The sequence below is a fragment of the Jiella sp. M17.18 genome, from assembly GCF_041027365.1.
Taxonomy (GTDB): Bacteria; Pseudomonadota; Alphaproteobacteria; order Rhizobiales; family Rhizobiaceae; genus VKMB-3413.
Window position 1 is genome coordinate 347861 of sequence record NZ_JBFTEH010000004.1, and the last position, 15035, is coordinate 362895.

At 68.4% G+C, this 15035-nt stretch carries 13 protein-coding genes; 5 read left to right on the forward strand and 8 right to left on the reverse strand.

Translation table 11 applies throughout. The features are described 5' to 3' along the window. Positions 1 to 84: 84 nt before the first annotated feature. The 7 genes from maiA to AB5S17_RS10540 all read right to left on the reverse strand — a co-directional run bounded on the left by maiA (position 85) and on the right by AB5S17_RS10540 (position 7429). The gene (gene maiA, locus AB5S17_RS10510) at positions 85 to 735 is read right to left on the reverse strand and encodes a maleylacetoacetate isomerase (RefSeq protein ID WP_369238986.1); all 651 of its coding nucleotides are present in this window, start codon (positions 733 to 735) and stop codon (positions 85 to 87) included. Beyond that, positions 732 to 1427: a fumarylacetoacetate hydrolase family protein gene (locus AB5S17_RS10515; RefSeq protein ID WP_369238988.1), complete on the reverse strand. Its 696-nt coding sequence runs from the start codon at positions 1425 to 1427 to the stop codon at positions 732 to 734. The genes maiA and AB5S17_RS10515 overlap by 4 nt, the downstream gene beginning before the upstream one ends. Positions 1428 to 1437: 10 nt before the next feature. Then, positions 1438 to 2208, reverse strand: coding sequence for a maleylpyruvate isomerase N-terminal domain-containing protein (locus AB5S17_RS10520; protein WP_369238990.1), 771 nt, complete (start codon positions 2206 to 2208; stop codon positions 1438 to 1440). 5 nt (positions 2209 to 2213) lie between these two features. Then, positions 2214 to 3311 carry a cupin domain-containing protein gene (locus tag AB5S17_RS10525; protein WP_369238992.1) on the reverse strand — a complete coding sequence of 366 codons (1098 nt, stop codon included), beginning with the start codon at positions 3309 to 3311 and terminating at the stop codon, positions 2214 to 2216. 406 nt (positions 3312 to 3717) lie between these two features. Beyond that, positions 3718 to 4770 (reverse strand): substrate-binding domain-containing protein, encoded by a 1053-nt coding sequence (locus tag AB5S17_RS10530; RefSeq protein WP_369238994.1) that lies wholly within the window; start codon positions 4768 to 4770, stop codon positions 3718 to 3720. 110 nt (positions 4771 to 4880) lie between these two features. Next, on the reverse strand, positions 4881 to 5870 hold the full coding sequence (locus AB5S17_RS10535) for an ABC transporter permease (protein WP_369238996.1): 990 nt from the start codon (positions 5868 to 5870) through the stop codon (positions 4881 to 4883). After that, positions 5870 to 7429: a sugar ABC transporter ATP-binding protein gene (locus AB5S17_RS10540; protein WP_369238998.1), complete on the reverse strand. Its 1560-nt coding sequence runs from the start codon at positions 7427 to 7429 to the stop codon at positions 5870 to 5872. The genes AB5S17_RS10535 and AB5S17_RS10540 overlap by 1 nt, the downstream gene beginning before the upstream one ends. Positions 7430 to 7613: 184 nt before the next feature. Here AB5S17_RS10540 and mtnK point away from each other — a divergent pair, with 184 nt between their 5' ends. Together mtnK and mtnA are read left to right on the forward strand one after the other, a co-directional pair. Continuing rightward, on the forward strand, positions 7614 to 8897 hold the full coding sequence (mtnK, locus tag AB5S17_RS10545) for an S-methyl-5-thioribose kinase (protein WP_369239102.1): 1284 nt from the start codon (positions 7614 to 7616) through the stop codon (positions 8895 to 8897). Next, on the forward strand, positions 8894 to 10000 hold the full coding sequence (gene mtnA, locus AB5S17_RS10550) for an S-methyl-5-thioribose-1-phosphate isomerase (RefSeq protein WP_369239000.1): 1107 nt from the start codon (positions 8894 to 8896) through the stop codon (positions 9998 to 10000). The genes mtnK and mtnA overlap by 4 nt, the downstream gene beginning before the upstream one ends. A gap of 23 nt (positions 10001 to 10023) precedes the next feature. Here mtnA and AB5S17_RS10555 read toward each other — a convergent pair whose 3' ends face one another. After that, positions 10024 to 10992: a sugar-binding transcriptional regulator gene (locus AB5S17_RS10555; protein WP_369239002.1), complete on the reverse strand. Its 969-nt coding sequence runs from the start codon at positions 10990 to 10992 to the stop codon at positions 10024 to 10026. Between the two features lie 187 nt (positions 10993 to 11179). On the opposite strand from AB5S17_RS10555, the gene AB5S17_RS10560 reads away from it, so the two are divergent. The 3 genes from AB5S17_RS10560 to AB5S17_RS10570 all read left to right on the forward strand — a co-directional run bounded on the left by AB5S17_RS10560 (position 11180) and on the right by AB5S17_RS10570 (position 15019). Then, positions 11180 to 11848, forward strand: coding sequence for a class II aldolase/adducin family protein (locus AB5S17_RS10560; protein ID WP_369239004.1), 669 nt, complete (start codon positions 11180 to 11182; stop codon positions 11846 to 11848). A gap of 734 nt (positions 11849 to 12582) precedes the next feature. Then, on the forward strand, positions 12583 to 12930 hold the full coding sequence (locus AB5S17_RS10565; RefSeq protein ID WP_369239006.1) for a hypothetical protein: 348 nt from the start codon (positions 12583 to 12585) through the stop codon (positions 12928 to 12930). A 79-nt stretch (positions 12931 to 13009) separates the two neighbouring features. Continuing rightward, positions 13010 to 15019 (forward strand): AAA family ATPase, encoded by a 2010-nt coding sequence (locus AB5S17_RS10570; protein ID WP_369239008.1) that lies wholly within the window; start codon positions 13010 to 13012, stop codon positions 15017 to 15019. Positions 15020 to 15035: the final 16 nt, after the last annotated feature.

The following is a 15035-nucleotide window of genomic DNA, read 5'->3' on the forward strand; positions in this document are numbered from 1 at the left end:
AGAGACGGCGTCCGGCCAGCGGATCTGCGCGCCCGCGACCGGACGGGCCGGAACCTCCCGAGACTCATCCCTGCCGGCGGGGCGTCAGGCCTCGGCGTCCGGTTGCCTCGCCGGCACGGCGTCCGCGAAGGCGGGGAGTTCGGCGCAGGCGGCGGTGATCTCGCGCAGGCGCGGCATCGCGCTGGTGTCGACCCCGAACCGATCGGCGGAACCCATCTGCGGCACCAGGCAGATGTCGGCAAGGCTCGGCGCATCGCCGAAGGTGAAGCGCGTGTCCCCTCCGTGGCGGCGGGCCAGCGCCTCGCATGCCGCCAGCCCGTCGCCCAGCCAGCGGCGGCACCAGGCGTCCACGCTCTCCTGCGGCAGGCCGATCTCCTCGCGGAGATAGCTGAGGACCCGCAGGTTCTGCAGCGGATGGATGTCGCAGGCGACCGCTTCGGCGAAGGCCCGAACGAGCGCCCGCCGGGCGGGATCGGCAGGCAGCAGCGGCGGCTCGGGATGGGTCTCGTCGAGCCACTCGATGATCGCGAGCGACTGCGTCAGGACCGTCCCGTCGTCGAGTTCCAAGGCGGGAACCAGCCCCTGCGGGTTCAGCGCGCGGTACGCCGGGCGCTTCTGCTCGCCGCCCTCCCTGCGCAGATGGACGAACCGCGTCTGCGGCTCGATCCCCTTGAGATTGAAGGCGATCCGGCAGCGCCAGGCGGCCGACGAGCGGAAATAGCCGTGGAAGATCATTCTGCCGGCCCGAGCGTCAGTTCGATATCGGGGAGCCCGTCGATCCCGCCGCGGATCGCGTCGCCGGGTCCCACCGGCCCGACACCGGCCGGCGTGCCGGTGAAGATCACGTCGCCGGGCGCCAGGTGGTAGTAGCGCGACAGGTGCGCGACGAGTTCGACCGGCGACCAGACGAGGTCGGAGAGGTGCGCGTCCTGTTTGACCGCGTCGTTGACCGACAGCCAGATGCGCTGCGGTCCGACCGCGCCGAACTCGGCGGCCGGGACGAGCGCGGTCATCACCGCCGACTGCTCGACATTCTTGCCGATATCCCACGGGCGCTGCTTGGCGCGGGCGGCGAGCTGGAGGTCGCGCCGGGTCATGTCGAGCCCGCAGCCATAGCCCCAGATCGCGGCCGCCGCCTCGCTTGCCGTGGCGCGGAAGACCGGGGCACCGATCGCCATCACCAGTTCCATCTCGTAGTGGTAGTTCTCGGTGCCGGGCGGATAGGGCACCGTCGCTCCGGAGGGCACCAGGCTCTGCGCGTCCTTGAGGAAGTAGAAGGGCGCCTCGCGGTCGACCTCGACGCCCATCTCTGCGGCATGGTCCGCGTAGTTGCGCCCGACGCAGAAGATGCGGTGCACGGGATAGAGGGCATCGTGTCCTGCAGGGACGGTCGGATAGGCGGGGGATTCGAACAGGCGCGTGGCCATCGGTCTTCCTTCAGCTGTCGGTGAGATCGGGCATGGGCGGGCGGGGCAGGGGGCGATCGCATGTCAGGCGGTGCGCGCCCCGGCCGGCGAGCCAGCGGACGAGGTCGGCGGCCCGGCCGGAAACCGTGGCGTTCCCGGGGCGCGGGGGTGCCGCCGGCGGCCGGTCGGTCGGCTGCAGCGCCACCGGGACATCGTCCCAGGCGGCGATGGCCTCAGCGAGCATCCGGTCGACCATCTCTCGCGGCGCGTCCAGCAGCGACCCGCCGGTGCCGAGATCGACGGCGCGAAGCCAGATCCTGCGGGCGCGCAACCAGGCGGTGTCGCGGGCGGTGATCCGGCGCCCGTCCGGCAGGGTGAGCGGTGCGTCCCAGGCGGGACCGTTGAGATCACGCCATTCGACGTCGAGGTGCACGGCGGCATGGCGAAAGAGCCCGCGTAAGGCTCTCGCAGGCAGCGTCGCGCCGGACGCGATCTCTTCTCTCTGCGCGGCGCGCGAGGCGTACATCGGCCGGGGAACGCCGTCCGCCGCCCATTCCGTCAGCCGCGTCAGCGCGCGCGCGTGGTATCCGACGTCGGCGACGACGTGCCGCCGGGTCCAGCCGGGCACGAGGCTCGGCCCTGCGAGATCTGCGTCGGGCAGGTCGTTCAACAGTCGCGCGAAATAGGCCGTGCCGAGACGGGCCCATCCGAGCTCGACCGCGGGCGCCTCCGGTGCGTCGTAGCGCGCGCCGCTTCCCTGGCGCTCCCGCAGGGCCGCCCGCGCTTCGTCCAGCGTCGTCATCGGCCTCAGCGATCGCCGGCGTCGACATGCGTGCGGGCAAAGTGCAGGCGTTCCATGATCGGCGCGTCGGAGAAGCGAAAGAGGTCGAACTGCGTTTCTGCGCCGAGCGACCAGTGGCACCACGAGGGCGCGACGAACATGTCGCCCTTTTCCAGCCGATGCTCGGTGCCGTCGAGCGTCACCAGGCCCCTGCCTTCGAAGACCTGGAACACCGAGGAGCCGACCTCGCGGCGGCCGGGCGTCTGTGTGCCCTCGCGCAGGCGGTGGAACTCGGCGCGGATCGTCGGCATGACGTCGCCGCCGGTCGTCGGATTGACGTAGCGGACCGCGGCATGGCCCTGTTCGACCGTCGCCGGCTGGCCTTCCTCCTCGAGCAGGAGCTGTTCGGTCAGGGCGCGGTCCGTGAACTCCCAGCGATAGGCGCCGATGGGGGAGGAGACCGTGTCCTGAAGTCCCGACAGCGGACGCAGGCCCGGATGGCACCAGAGCCGCTCACCGCGCGAGAAGGCGGGCGTCGCATAGTCGGTGACGCGTTCGGAGCCGAATTCGAAAAAGCCGACGTCCATCTGCTGCGAGAACGGAATGTCGAGGCCGTCGATCCAAGCCATCGGCGCATCGGTGGCGTTCTGGTGGCCGTGGAAATGCCAGCCGGGCGTCAACAGGAAGTCGCCGCGGCTCATGCGCACCGGATCGCCGTTGACGACGGTCCAGACGCCTTCACCCTCGACGACGAAGCGGAAGGCGTTCTGCGAGTGGCGGTGTTCCGGTGCGGTCTCCCGCGGCCCGAGATATTGGATCGCGGCCCACAGCGTCGGGCTGACATAGGCGTGGCCGCCAAGGCCGGGATTGGCGAGGCCGATCGCCCGCCGCTCGCCGCCGCGGCCGACCGGGACCAGGTCGCCGGAGCGCTTCGCGAGCGGGTAGAGATCCGCCCAGCGCCAGACATGGGGGACCGCCTTCGGCTTCGGCGTGAACGGCATCAGGTCGTTGGTCTGCGTCCACAGCGGCATCAGATGATGGGTTGCGAAGTCGGCGTAGAGCTGCTCGAGCTGCCGTTCTTCCTCTGCGGTGGCTTCCGGCGCGGGGCTTTTCAATGACGACATCTTCTCCTCCGGATCTGGCGGCGCGACGACCGCACAAGCCCCGGCGGAACTCGAGCGGCGGCCCGGCGGCCTCCTCCGCCGCCAAGATTATGATACGTGTACGTATCAATTGGGGGCGCTGTCAACCTGTCGAGGGCCTCAGGAAAGCAGCGGCCAGAGCGCGGAGTTGGCGGAGATCATCTTGTGGAGGTCGTTCCGCAGGCGGGGCTTCCCGACGTCTTGCTCGCGATCCTCGCCGCGGCGAGACGTCCCGCGGCGGCCCTCCGGCCACCGGCGGTCGCCGTCCCTGACGATGGCGACCGCTGGCAGGCGAAGCTTCAGCAATGCCCGCCGGCCGGCTCGATCTGCGCGTGAAGCCGGGCCGGATGCCACCTGGCCGCGTCGCGCCCGGCGCGTTCCCGTGTTCTCAGGGAACCGGCATCCATTTCGGCGTCGCGACGTCGGTCTTCGCGAATTGCGGCAGCTTCTTCGCCAACTCGTCCATGTTCTTGATGTCGTTCGTCATCAGCATGTCGCGGGTCACCAGCGTCGGCGGCACCACGACGCTGTGGCCGGGATCCTCGCCGGCGAGCAGCATCGCCAGCGCGCGCACCGAAACCTCGCCGATCAGCTGCGGATTCGTGGCGGCGGTGGCGACCCAGGCGCTCGGCTCCTCGCGCATTGCCTGGATGTCCGCCGTCGAAATGTCGGCGCTGTAGATCTTGATGGCGTCGGTCAGCCCAGCCTCGTCGACCGCGATCTTCACCCCTTTGGCGAACTCGTCATAGGGAGCGAAGACCACGGAGATGCCGGGATTGGCCCGCAGCACGGCGGCCGCCTGGTTGGCGACGGAGTTGGCGATCGGGTTGTCGAGCGTTCCGAACTGCGCATCCTGCTTGATGCCCGGATACTGCTTCTTGAACTTCCGCCAGGTCTCGTCGCGGCGGTCCAGGGGGGCGATGCCAGGCACGTAGACATAGGCCGCCTCGAAGCTGTCGCCGTTGTCCTTGACCGCCTGTTCCAGGGCGAGGCGGGCGAGGTCGCGGTCGCTCTGCTCGATCTGCGGCACCTTCGGATTGTTCACGTTGACGTCGAAGGCGACGACCTTGATCCCGGCCGCAACGGCGCGCTTGACCGGTTCGCTCATCGACTCCGTCAGGCCGTGCTGGACGATGATGCCGTCCACCCCGAGCGCGATGGCCTGGTCGACCATGTCTGCCTGGAGCGCCGCATCCTGGCGCGAATCGAGGACGCGCAGGTTGATGCCGAGCGCCTTCGCCTGGTTCTGCACGCCGGTGAGATAGGCCTGGAAGAAGTCGCCGGTCGACAGGTAGCGCACCAGCGCGATCGTCACGCCATCCGGCTTGTCGAAGGGCTTCGGCCGGTCCTGCGCGAGGGCGAGCCCCGGCAGGCAGAGGAGCATCGCGGCCCCCGCCGCGAGCTTGGCGAGGGATCGCCGGGTCCATGTCGTCTGTTGCATGCCATGTCCTCCCTTGTCGTCAAGATGATGCCACCGGCCCGGTCCTCCACCGGGGCGGCCGCGATTGAAGCTGTCGTGGCGGCGCGGGGCGGCGGCCCGGGCGCAGCGCGTCAGGTGCCGGCCCGGCGCGTCATCGAGAAGGTGAAGAGCAGCGCCAGGACCAGCACCGCGCCCTTCACCGCGTCCTGCGTGTAGTAGGGGGCGTTCATCATCGTCAGCCCCTGCAGGAGCATGCCGACGAAGAGGGCGCCGATCAGCGTTCCGAACGCGTTGGGCTTGGCGACCCCCAGCACGGCGAAGCCGATCAGCGCCGCCGCGACCGCGTCGAGCAGGAGATTGTTGCCGGAGGAGACGTCGCCACGCCCGACCCGCGCGGCGAGCAGGATGCCGCCGACGGCGGCGAAACCGCCGGAGATCATGTAGGCGCCGATCTTGTAGCGGCTGACCGGGGCGCCGGCGAGCCGGCTCGCCTGCTCGTTCGAGCCGATCGCATACATGACGCGGCCGAAGCGGGTAAATTCCAGGAACACGAAGATCATCGCCGCCAGCGCCAGCATGACGATCACCGAGATCGGCAGGATGTGGAAGAGGTGCGAACGGCCGAGCGCCAGGAAGGACTTGTCGAACGAGCCGGTCGCGGTCGAGCCGTCGGGGAGGAGCATGCCCTTGGCGATGGAGCGCCCCGCGGTCGGAACGAGCTGCAGGCCAAGCAGCAGGAACATCGTGCCGAGCGTCGCAAGGAGGTCCGGCACCCGGCCGTAGACGATGATCAGGCCGTTGATCAGCCCGACGAGCAGCCCGAAGCCGATGCACAGTGCAACGGTCGGTGCCGTGCCCCAGCCCCAGATCACCATGGCGTAGGAGGCGGCCATCATCGAGGAGGCGGCGACCGAGCCGATCGACAGGTCGAAGCCCCCGACCACCAGCGTCGCCGTGACGCCCAGCGCGAGAATGGCAGTGATCGAGACGGACTGGAAGACGAAGATCATCGAGCGCAGCGACAGGAAGGCCGGCTGTGCCACGAAGAAGAAGATGGCGAGGGCGATCAACAGCACGAAGAAGCCGTAGCGGATCGAGAGGTCGCGCATGGCGAGTGGCATCAGGCGGTCCTTTCGCGGGAGGGCGCCGGCAGAGCTTCGGCGGTCGACGGGCTTCCGGCGACCTCGGCGAGAAGCTGCGCCATGTCGAGCGTCGGGCCGGTGCGGTGATCGCCGACGATCGTGTGGTCGGACATGACGAGGATCCGGTCGGCAACCGCCAGCGCCTCGTCCAGCTCGGTCGCCAGCACCAGCGTCGCGCGGGTCTCCGCCGTGTCGCGCAGCCGGCGGCCGATATCGGTGCGGGCGCGGATGTCGACGCCCTGGAAGGGCTCGTCGAGGACCAGCACCGCGCAGGGCTCCGACAGCCAGCGCCCGACCACGACCTTCTGCTGGTTGCCGCCCGACAGCATCGGCATCTGGTCGGTCTCGCCCCGGCAGACGATGCCGAGGCCGGCGATGGTCTGGCGGGCGCGCCGCCGCTCCTCGGCAAAGTCGACGAAGCCGGCGCGCGATCTGCGGTCGAGGAAGGGCAGGGAGAGGTTCCGTGCGATGTCGAAGGCCGGGATCAGCGAATTGGTGGCGCGGTCCTTGGCGGCCATGAAGACGCCTGCCCGGATCGCGTCCGCGCTGCTCTGCGGCCGATAGGTCTCGCCGCGAAGCCCCAGGCGGCCGGCGACCGGGCGGCGCACGCCGAACAGGATCTCGGCAAGCTCGCTCTTGCCGGTGCCGACGAGACCGGTCAGAGCCGTCACCTCGCCGGCATGAAGCGCGAACGAAAACGGCCGCGACCAGGGCTTCAGCCGGCAGTCCTCGACCGACATCACGACCGGGCCCTGGACGCCGCCGGCGGTGCCCGCCGGCTGGACCGCCTCGCCGAGCATCGCGACCACCGCCCCTTCGTAGTCGAGCGGCGGCGAAAACGTTCCGGTGATCCGCCCGTCCCGCAAGGTGACGATCCGGTCCGCCAGGCGCCGGATGTCGGACATGCGGTGCGAGATGTAGAGGATGGCGACGCCGCGCCGCCGCAAGGTCTCCACGATCCCGAACAGGCGCTCGGCCTCGCGCTGCGAGAGCGAGGAGGTGGGTTCGTCGAGGACCAGCACCTTCGGATCCTCTGCCAGCGCCCGGCAGATCGCGACCAGCTGGCGGTCGGCGAGCGGAATGTCCCGCACGGGACGGTCGAGCGGCAGGTCGAGGCCGAGGATCGCCTGGATCTCCCGAGCCTGCCGGCGCGCGTTCCGTCGGGTGAAGAGGGCGCCGGCGCGTCCGGAGCACAGCCGGTCCAGCAGCAGGTTCTGAGCGACCGTGAGATCCGGCGCGACGGCGTCGTTGATCGACTGGTGCACGACCGAGAGGCCGGCATGCACGGCGTCGATCGGCCGCTCCGGGCGATAAGGGACGCCGGCCAGGGTCAGCGTGCCGCCGCCCGGCCGATGGACACCGGCGATGATCTTGACCAGCGTCGACTTGCCGGCGCCGTTGGCACCCATCAGCACCACGACCTCGCCCGCCCGCACGCCGAGGTCGACGCCCTTCAGGACGCGGTTCGGGCCGAACGAGCGCTCGAGCTGACGCAGTTCGAGCATCGCCCGCCCGGATGGTTCGGCCGGATGCTTCATGGTTCCTCCCGGCGACAGAGCGTATGGAAAACTAGGCGAAAGTCAACAAACATTGACATTCGCCCAATGGCCCGGCAGCCTAGCGGATGTTCGACGCGCGTCGCGGACGGCGTGAGGGTCAGCCGATGCGACCGTCGACGGACGGTGCGAGCCGCGACAGGACAGGGAGACAGTCATCGTGACGATGGAGGATGCGCATTCCGGCGGCTACCGGCCGTTCGACGTCGAAACGGTGAAAGCGCATGTCGCGGGCCTGCCGGCGGTGGCCGAGAGATTGGGGGAGGGGTCTGCGGGCCTGTCGGCGCGTGAGGTCGGCGACGGCAATCTCAATCTCGTCTTCATCGTCGAGGGACCCGCCGGCGCGGTCGTGGTGAAGCAGGCGCTGCCCTACGTTCGCCTCGTCGGCGATTCCTGGCCGCTGCCGCTCAGCCGCGCCTTCTTCGAGTGGAACGCGCTGACGCGGCAGGCGGCGATCCGACCGGAGCGCCTGCCGCAGCTCTTCCACTTCGACGCGACAAATGCGCTGGTGGTGATGGAATATCTCACCCCGCACGTGATCCTGAGGAAGGAGCTGATCGCCGGCAAAAGGTTCGAGAGCCTCGCCGGGCACATGGGCACTTTCCTCGCCGAGACGCTGTTCCGCACGTCCGACCTTTCCCTGGAGACGGCGAGGAAGAAGGCGGATGTCGCGCTGTTCTCCAACAATGTCGCGCTCTGCGCGATCACCGAGAACCTCGTCTTCACCGACGCCTATTTCGACGCGCCGCTGAACCGCTGGACCCGGCCGGGGCTCGACAAGGCGGCGCTGGCGCTGCGCGCCGACCGGGCGGTGAAGATCGCGGCGCAGGAAATGCTCCAGGTCTTCACGACGAAGACCGAGGCACTGCTGCACGGCGATCTGCACACCGGCTCGGTCATGGTGACAGGGGACGACACCCGCGTCATCGACCCGGAATTCGCCTTCTACGGCCCGATGGGCTTCGACATCGGCGCATTCCTCGCCAACCTCCTGCTCGCCTATTTCTCGCAGGAGGGGCACGAGGGCGCGGACGGCGAGCGCGACGAGTACGGCGAGTGGCTGCTTGCGACGGTCGAGGCGGTCTGGGCGATCTTCGCGGACCGGTTCCGCGAACTCTGGCGCACCGAACGCACCGGCATTCTGTTTGCCCGCAGCGTCTTCGAGGACGAGGGCGACGGGCTCGGCGCCGAGATCGCGCTCGCCCGCTTCCTCGACGGGCTGTTCGCCGACACGGCCGGGTTCGCCGGCGCCAAGATGATCCGGCGGCTGGTCGGCCTCGCCCATGTCGAGGACATGGAATCGATTGCCGACGAGACGCGCCGCGCTGCCTGCGAGGCCAGGGCGCTGGCCATGGGCCGCGAACTCCTGGTCAACCGCGGCCGGCTTTCCGACGTTTCCGCCATCACGAGCCTTGCGCGGGCGATCAGCCGCCAGAAGGACCTTCCATGAGAATAGGCGACCGCGATTTCCGCTCCATCTGGGCCGAGCCCGACGGGGCGAGCGTCGGGATCATCGACCAGACGAAGCTTCCGCACGAGCTGAAGGTCGTTACGCTGGCTTCGGTCCAGGAGGCCGCGACGGCGATTTCCGACATGTGGGTGCGCGGGGCGCCGCTGATCGGCGCGACCGCCGCCTACGGGATGGCCTTCGCGCTGCGCGTCGACGCCTCGGATGCGGGCCTCGACCGGGCCTATGACATGCTTCATGCGACCCGGCCGACCGCGATCAACCTGCGATGGGCGCTCGACGCCGTCCGCCGGCGGGTGCGCCCGCTGCCGGTGCCCGAGCGCGCCGACGCGGCCTGGGCCTTTGCCGCGGAGATCTGCGACGAGGACGTCGAGACCAACCGGCGGATCGGACTGAACGGGCTGGCGCTGATCGAGGCGGCGGCGAAGGGCAAGCCGGCCGGCGAGCCGGTGAACATCCTCACCCACTGCAATGCGGGCTGGCTGGCGACCGTCGACTGGGGCACGGCGACGTCGCCGATCTACCAGGCCTTCGAGAAGGGCGTTCCCGTTCACGTGTTCGTCGACGAGACCCGCCCGAGGAACCAGGGTGCGAGCCTCACCGCCTGGGAACTCGCCAATCACGGCGTGCCGCATACGCTGATCGTCGACAATGCCGGCGGCCACCTGATGCAGCACCGGATGGTCGACCTGTGCATCGTCGGCTCCGACCGCACGACCGCGCTCGGCGACGTCTGCAACAAGATCGGCACCTATCTGAAGGCGCTCGCCGCACGCGACAACGGCATACCGTTCTACGCGGCGCTGCCGGCCTCGACGATCGACTGGACGGTCCGCAGCGGCGTCGACGAGATCCCGATCGAGCAGCGGAACGGCGAGGAGGTCTCCCACGTCATCGGCATCAACGACGACGGCGTGGTCGAGCGGGTGCGGATCGCCCCCGCCGGCACGCCGGTCTCGAACTATGCCTTCGACGTCACGCCGGCGCGCCTGGTCACCGGCCTGATCACCGAGCGCGGCGTCTGCACGGCGAGCGAGGCGGGGCTCGCCGCGTTGTTCCCGGAATATGCGCGAAAGAGCGCCTGACGCCGAGCGTCGCGGTGCCCATCTCAATGCGGCAGATTGAGGATCGCCTGGGCCGTCGGTTCGTCGGTGACGAGATGGGTGACGTAGCCGCCGACCATGGCGCCGCGCATGGCGGCGACGCGTTCGTGGCCGGACGATACGAGCACCCCGGCGGACAGACCGCTCAGCCGGTCAGGCGTGATGCCGATCATCCGCTCGTCGATCGGCCCGGCGACGTGGCGGCCGGCGGCGTCGATGAAGCGGCCGCAGACGACGCCGACGGCGCCCCGGGCGGCATAGGCCTCGAGATCGTCCAGCGTCGCGATGCCGCTCTCCACGACGTGGCTGTCGGGCGACATCGAGCCGACGGCGAAGATCGCCTTGCGCATCCGTGCGAGCAGCTCGAAATGCCGGCGGATCAACGGCTCGGCGCGCATGACCGCCGCCGCCTCCGGGCTCGACAGCGCGGCCGGGGCATAGAGGTTGACCGCCCGGCCCGACAGCTTCAGCGCCACGTTGGTCGAGCAGCTCTCGGCGGTGAAGATGTACGGCGTCGGCATCGAGCCGACCATCTGCACCACCGTCAGGTCCGGGACGGCGCGCGGCAGCATCTTCTCCGCCATCGCGAAGATCGTCTGGCCCCAGGCGATGCCGACGATGTCGCCACGCTCGACGAGGTCCGGCACGTATCGCGCGGCGGCCAGCGCGACGGCGGCCTGCGAGTAGACCGGCCCCGGGACGACGAGGGCGTCGGCGAGGCCGAAGCGGTCGCGCAGGCTCGTCGCCAGCTTCTGCCGGTTGAACATCGCCTGATTGAGGCGGAGCTCGACGAGCCCCTGGTCGCGCGCCTGCTGCAGGTAGTTCACCACCGTCGCCCGCGACACGCCCAGCCGCTCGGCGATCTCGTTCTGGTTTCGCTCCTCGTTGTAGTAGAGCCAGGCCGCCTCCAGCACGTTGTCCTCGACGGTCCGGCCGCCCCGGATGCGCCGAAGCGGCTCGTCGCCTTCTGCCATCGATCCGCCTCCGGCTGTCGCTGCGTGGTATCTGTTCCCACCACGTTGCCGGGGCTCGTGCAACCACCGCGACGATCGAGCCGCCGCGTCGCCCTCGGACGCGCGAGGCCGCCGGCGATTGGTGCCGCTTGCGGCCTGCGCCGGGGGCGCTGACGTGAATCCGTCGACTTCAGGAGGAGTGAAGGGCATGGCCGACAAGACCGAATCCGCGCTGCGCAAGGCGCTCGTGGAAAAGGCGCGCTGGATGAACGACAGCGGCCTCAACCAGGGCACCTCCGGCAACATCTCGGCCCGGTCCGGTGACCGGATGCTGATCACGCCCTCGGCCACCCCGTACGACACGATGACGCCCGAGATGATCGCATCGATGCCCATCGAGGGCGACTACGGCGCCTGTGAGGGGCCGCTGAAGCCGTCCACGGAATGGCGCTTCCATCTCGATATCATGAAGGCGCGGCCGGATGTCGGTGGCATCGTCCACACCCATTCGACCTACGCCACGGTGCTCGCCATCGCCCGCAAGCCGATCCCCGCCTGCCACTACATGATCGCGGCGTTCGGCGGCATGGACATCCGGGTCGCCGACTATGCTACCTACGGGACGAAGGAACTGTCCGAAGCGACTTTGAAGGCGCTCGAAGGGCGGACGGGATGCCTTCTGGCCAATCACGGGATGATCGCGGTCGGCGCCGATCTCGACAGGGCGCTGTGGCTCGCGGTGGAATTGGAGACGATCGCCAAGCAGTTCTATCACGCTCTGCTGATCGGCGGGCCGGTCCTGCTCTCGCGGGAGGAGATCGACGACGCGATGAGATCCTTCGGCAGCTACGGCCTGCGACCCTCCGGCGATAAGTGATTCCGCTCTTTCGAGGCGGACCGACCGTACCGACCGGACCAAATAGGCTCGCCTCGTAGACGACTGCGGCAGCATCGCGCCGGAATACGGCCCACGGAAGTCGTCAACGAAGGGGCGCGCGGGTCGTCCTGTGGTTCAGCGCTGCGTTACGGCCCCGGTTCATCATCGGCTCCGCTGCTGTTCCAGATCCTTACCGGCGCGACCCGCGCCGGGGTGATCTGCATCCCGCAGCAACTTATCGTCCATCTACGGCGCGAGATCGCGGGCTTCCTGTCGATGTCATGGGAGATCCCGACCAAGGTCTACTGGCACCATCATCCGGACGCGAATCGCGATGTCGGTGAACTCTTCACCGGGAAGGCGGGACGACGGAAAGCGGCGGCATGACGGGCAGTTCTGGGAACGAAGCCGTCGTCGTAACGGTCGTCCTGTCGAAGGCGTCCTGGTCGGGTAGGGGCGGAAACCTGGATAATCAATGGTGGGCGCGACAGGGATCGAACCTGTGACCCCTTCGGTGTGAACAATGGAATTGCGGGGTAAACTACTGTCGCTTCTAGGGTGGGTCTCCTGCTGTCATGCCTTCTAGTCTCTCTTTGTTCCGGGGATAACGGTCGGAAACGGTCGGGCGGTCGCATTCCGTTCCGCCGGAGGCGATGTTGCGGCTTCAGCCCCACACACCCTCTGTCCGTGATACTCCTCGGCGATCAACGACCAGGGCGAGGGAGGCCCATTCCATGACCGACGACAAACCCCAGAACCCGGATTTCGTCCCGTACGACACCGCCGCCGTTCTCAAGCTGATCCACGACGTCTTTCCCCGAGGCCCGGCTGAGATCTTCTACAAGTCCCTTAACCATGTCCCAATGCGGACGATTACCCGCTGGATCAAGGGAGAGTCACGCGTCCCGCCAAAGCTCGTCGCGAAGCTTGAGAAGCAGCGCGAGCTGAAGAACCGCTTCGATCACGAAGTCCGGATGTTGTATGCGGCCTTTCGGGAGGAGGGCATGCTGATTCAGGTCGCGAGATCGGCTCTTCTCGATATCGCTCACGACGACAACTACGTTGAAGTCGATGACATGTGAGGATCCTCACGGAATTCCTAAAGCGGCGTTAACCCGCAACTGTTAGACCGGAAACCTCCAGACGAGACCGGGCGATGAAATGCCCCATCCGTCGCATACTGGAGTTCCCCGGATGGCTATCCGCACTGTCGGCTCGCGCCGAATCCCCGTTCAGCCCGAAAAGACGTTCTCCGCCGACGACGCAGATCCGGACGCTTACCGCGACGGCCTGTCGCTGTCGCAGCTCCTCGTCGATCTCGCGAACCGCGGCGAGATCGACCGCATCCGCGCTCAGGTGACGTCGTCGACGCGGAACCTGGTCGTCATCCTCCGTACCGACGATCGCTGGCTCCACGCCGCTACCGACCTCCTGCGGACGATCCTGCTCGCGTCAGAAGAGATGCCCGCAATCAAGCGAGGCGGCCAGCAGGATCTGGCGTACGTCCTCGCGTCTCTCGGCTCGCACCACGTCATCCTATCATGCCAGCCTGGCGACGTGATTCCGGATGTCTATCAGCGGCTTGCGTTCGCTGAGGTCGACGTCGGACGGGTTCGGAGCGAGCACCTCAACACGCTGATTTCGGAGCGGTGGCCGGGGACCGACTTCCGGTGGCCCGCCGACCGCGACGTCCTCTCTATCCCGTCTGTGCACCTGTCGACCGCGTTCTATCAAGCGGATCGTCCGGAGGACGTCATCGAGATCCTCGATGCGATCGCTCGGCACGAAGCGGACGAAGCCCACGTCGCCGCGGACGAACCGGCCGTCGTCGGTAAGACGGATTTCATTCCCGAAAAGCCGAAGCCGGCGAAGAAGCCTGTCATCGATGAGAAGATGAAGAAGGCGATCCAGCAGGTCGAAGTCCAGAGCCCGACGTCTCCTCGCGTCGAAGACCTGGCTGGGTACGGCGCCGCTGCGGCCTGGGCTCAGGACCTGGCGCAGGACGTCGCGGACTACCTCGACGACGAGATCGCGTGGTCCGACGTCGACCGTGGCTGCCTCCTCGTCGGCCCTCCCGGCACCGGCAAGACGATGTTCGCGAAGGCGCTGGCGGCGACGACGGGGCTGCCGTTGATCGCGACGTCCTATGCGCAATGGCAGTCGCATGAAGAGGGGCACCTCGGCCACGTCGTGGAGATGATCCGCGCCGTGTTCGCCCGTGCCGAGCAGGTCGCCCCCTGCATTCTGTTCATCGACGAGATCGACGCGATCCGGGGCCGAGGTACGGATACTCGCGACGACGGATGGTGGACTGCGATCACGACGTGTCTCCTCGAGTGCCTCGACGGCATCTCGAGGGTCGAAGGCATCGTGACGATCGGCGCTTGCAATCACGCCGACAGCTTGGACCCCGCGCTTGTCCGGTCCGGCCGCCTCGACCGGCGATTCGAGATTAGTCTTCCGGACGAAGCGGCGCTGATCCAGATCCTCGCGCACCATGCCCCGGATGTTTCCGTCCAGTCGCTGGAGCCGATCGCGACCGCCCTCGCGGGGACGATCTCCGGCGCCGACGTCGCCAGGATGACGCGGGAAGCGAAGCGGTCGGCCAGGCGCGAGAAGCGGGAGATGACGGGCGGCGATCTCATGTCGGCTGCGCTGCCTCCGGAGACGCGCTCCAGGGAGATCATCTGGAGGACGGCGATCCATGAGGCCGGTCATGCGGTCAGCTTCCTCGTCGCTGGCATGGTCCCCGATGCGTTGTCGCTGATTGCCGGCGCCGGGATGTCCGGCCACGTCCGCGGCGTCGGGGTACAGGACCAGCAGCGCCTAGGCGATCTCGAAGCTCGCGTCCTGCCGATCTTGTGCGGCCGGGCGGCGGAAGACGTCATCCTTGGCGAGCCGAGCGCCGCAGCGACGCAGGATCTCGAACAAGCCGCGGCGATTCTGGCGTCCGTCGAGTCTGCGTTCGGCCTCGGCGGGTACCTGACGCCCGTGCGCGACGTCGACCGCTCGTCTGTCGAGACCCGCATCCGGCGTCTCTATGGGGACGCGCTGATGCTCGTTGTCCGGCACCGTCGCCACATCGTCGAGCTTGCGCGTCTCGCGGTGGAGCGGCGCGTCCTGTCGCGGTCGACGCTGGAGACGTTCGGGCGCGAGCGCGGCCTGATCTAACGGAACCGGGCAGTGG

Bases quoted from the DNA above. Each gene is read 5' to 3' on its own strand.
- AB5S17_RS10565 (WP_369239006.1), top strand. From the start codon at position 12,583: ATGACCGACGACAAACCCCAGAACCCGGATTTCGTCCCGTACGACACC.
- AB5S17_RS10560 (WP_369239004.1), top strand. From the start codon at position 11,180: ATGGCCGACAAGACCGAATCCGCGCTGCGCAAGGCGCTCGTGGAAAAG.
- AB5S17_RS10570 (WP_369239008.1), top strand. From the start codon at position 13,010: ATGCCCCATCCGTCGCATACTGGAGTTCCCCGGATGGCTATCCGCACT.
- maiA (WP_369238986.1), bottom strand. From the start codon at position 735: ATGATCTTCCACGGCTATTTCCGCTCGTCGGCCGCCTGGCGCTGCCGG.
- mtnA (WP_369239000.1), top strand. From the start codon at position 8,894: ATGAGAATAGGCGACCGCGATTTCCGCTCCATCTGGGCCGAGCCCGAC.
- AB5S17_RS10525 (WP_369238992.1), bottom strand. From the start codon at position 3,311: ATGTCGTCATTGAAAAGCCCCGCGCCGGAAGCCACCGCAGAGGAAGAA.
- AB5S17_RS10555 (WP_369239002.1), bottom strand. From the start codon at position 10,992: ATGGCAGAAGGCGACGAGCCGCTTCGGCGCATCCGGGGCGGCCGGACC.
- AB5S17_RS10520 (WP_369238990.1), bottom strand. From the start codon at position 2,208: ATGACGACGCTGGACGAAGCGCGGGCGGCCCTGCGGGAGCGCCAGGGA.
- AB5S17_RS10515 (WP_369238988.1), bottom strand. From the start codon at position 1,427: ATGGCCACGCGCCTGTTCGAATCCCCCGCCTATCCGACCGTCCCTGCA.
- AB5S17_RS10535 (WP_369238996.1), bottom strand. From the start codon at position 5,870: ATGCCACTCGCCATGCGCGACCTCTCGATCCGCTACGGCTTCTTCGTG.
- AB5S17_RS10540 (WP_369238998.1), bottom strand. From the start codon at position 7,429: ATGAAGCATCCGGCCGAACCATCCGGGCGGGCGATGCTCGAACTGCGT.
- mtnK (WP_369239102.1), top strand. From the start codon at position 7,614: ATGGAGGATGCGCATTCCGGCGGCTACCGGCCGTTCGACGTCGAAACG.
- AB5S17_RS10530 (WP_369238994.1), bottom strand. From the start codon at position 4,770: ATGCAACAGACGACATGGACCCGGCGATCCCTCGCCAAGCTCGCGGCG.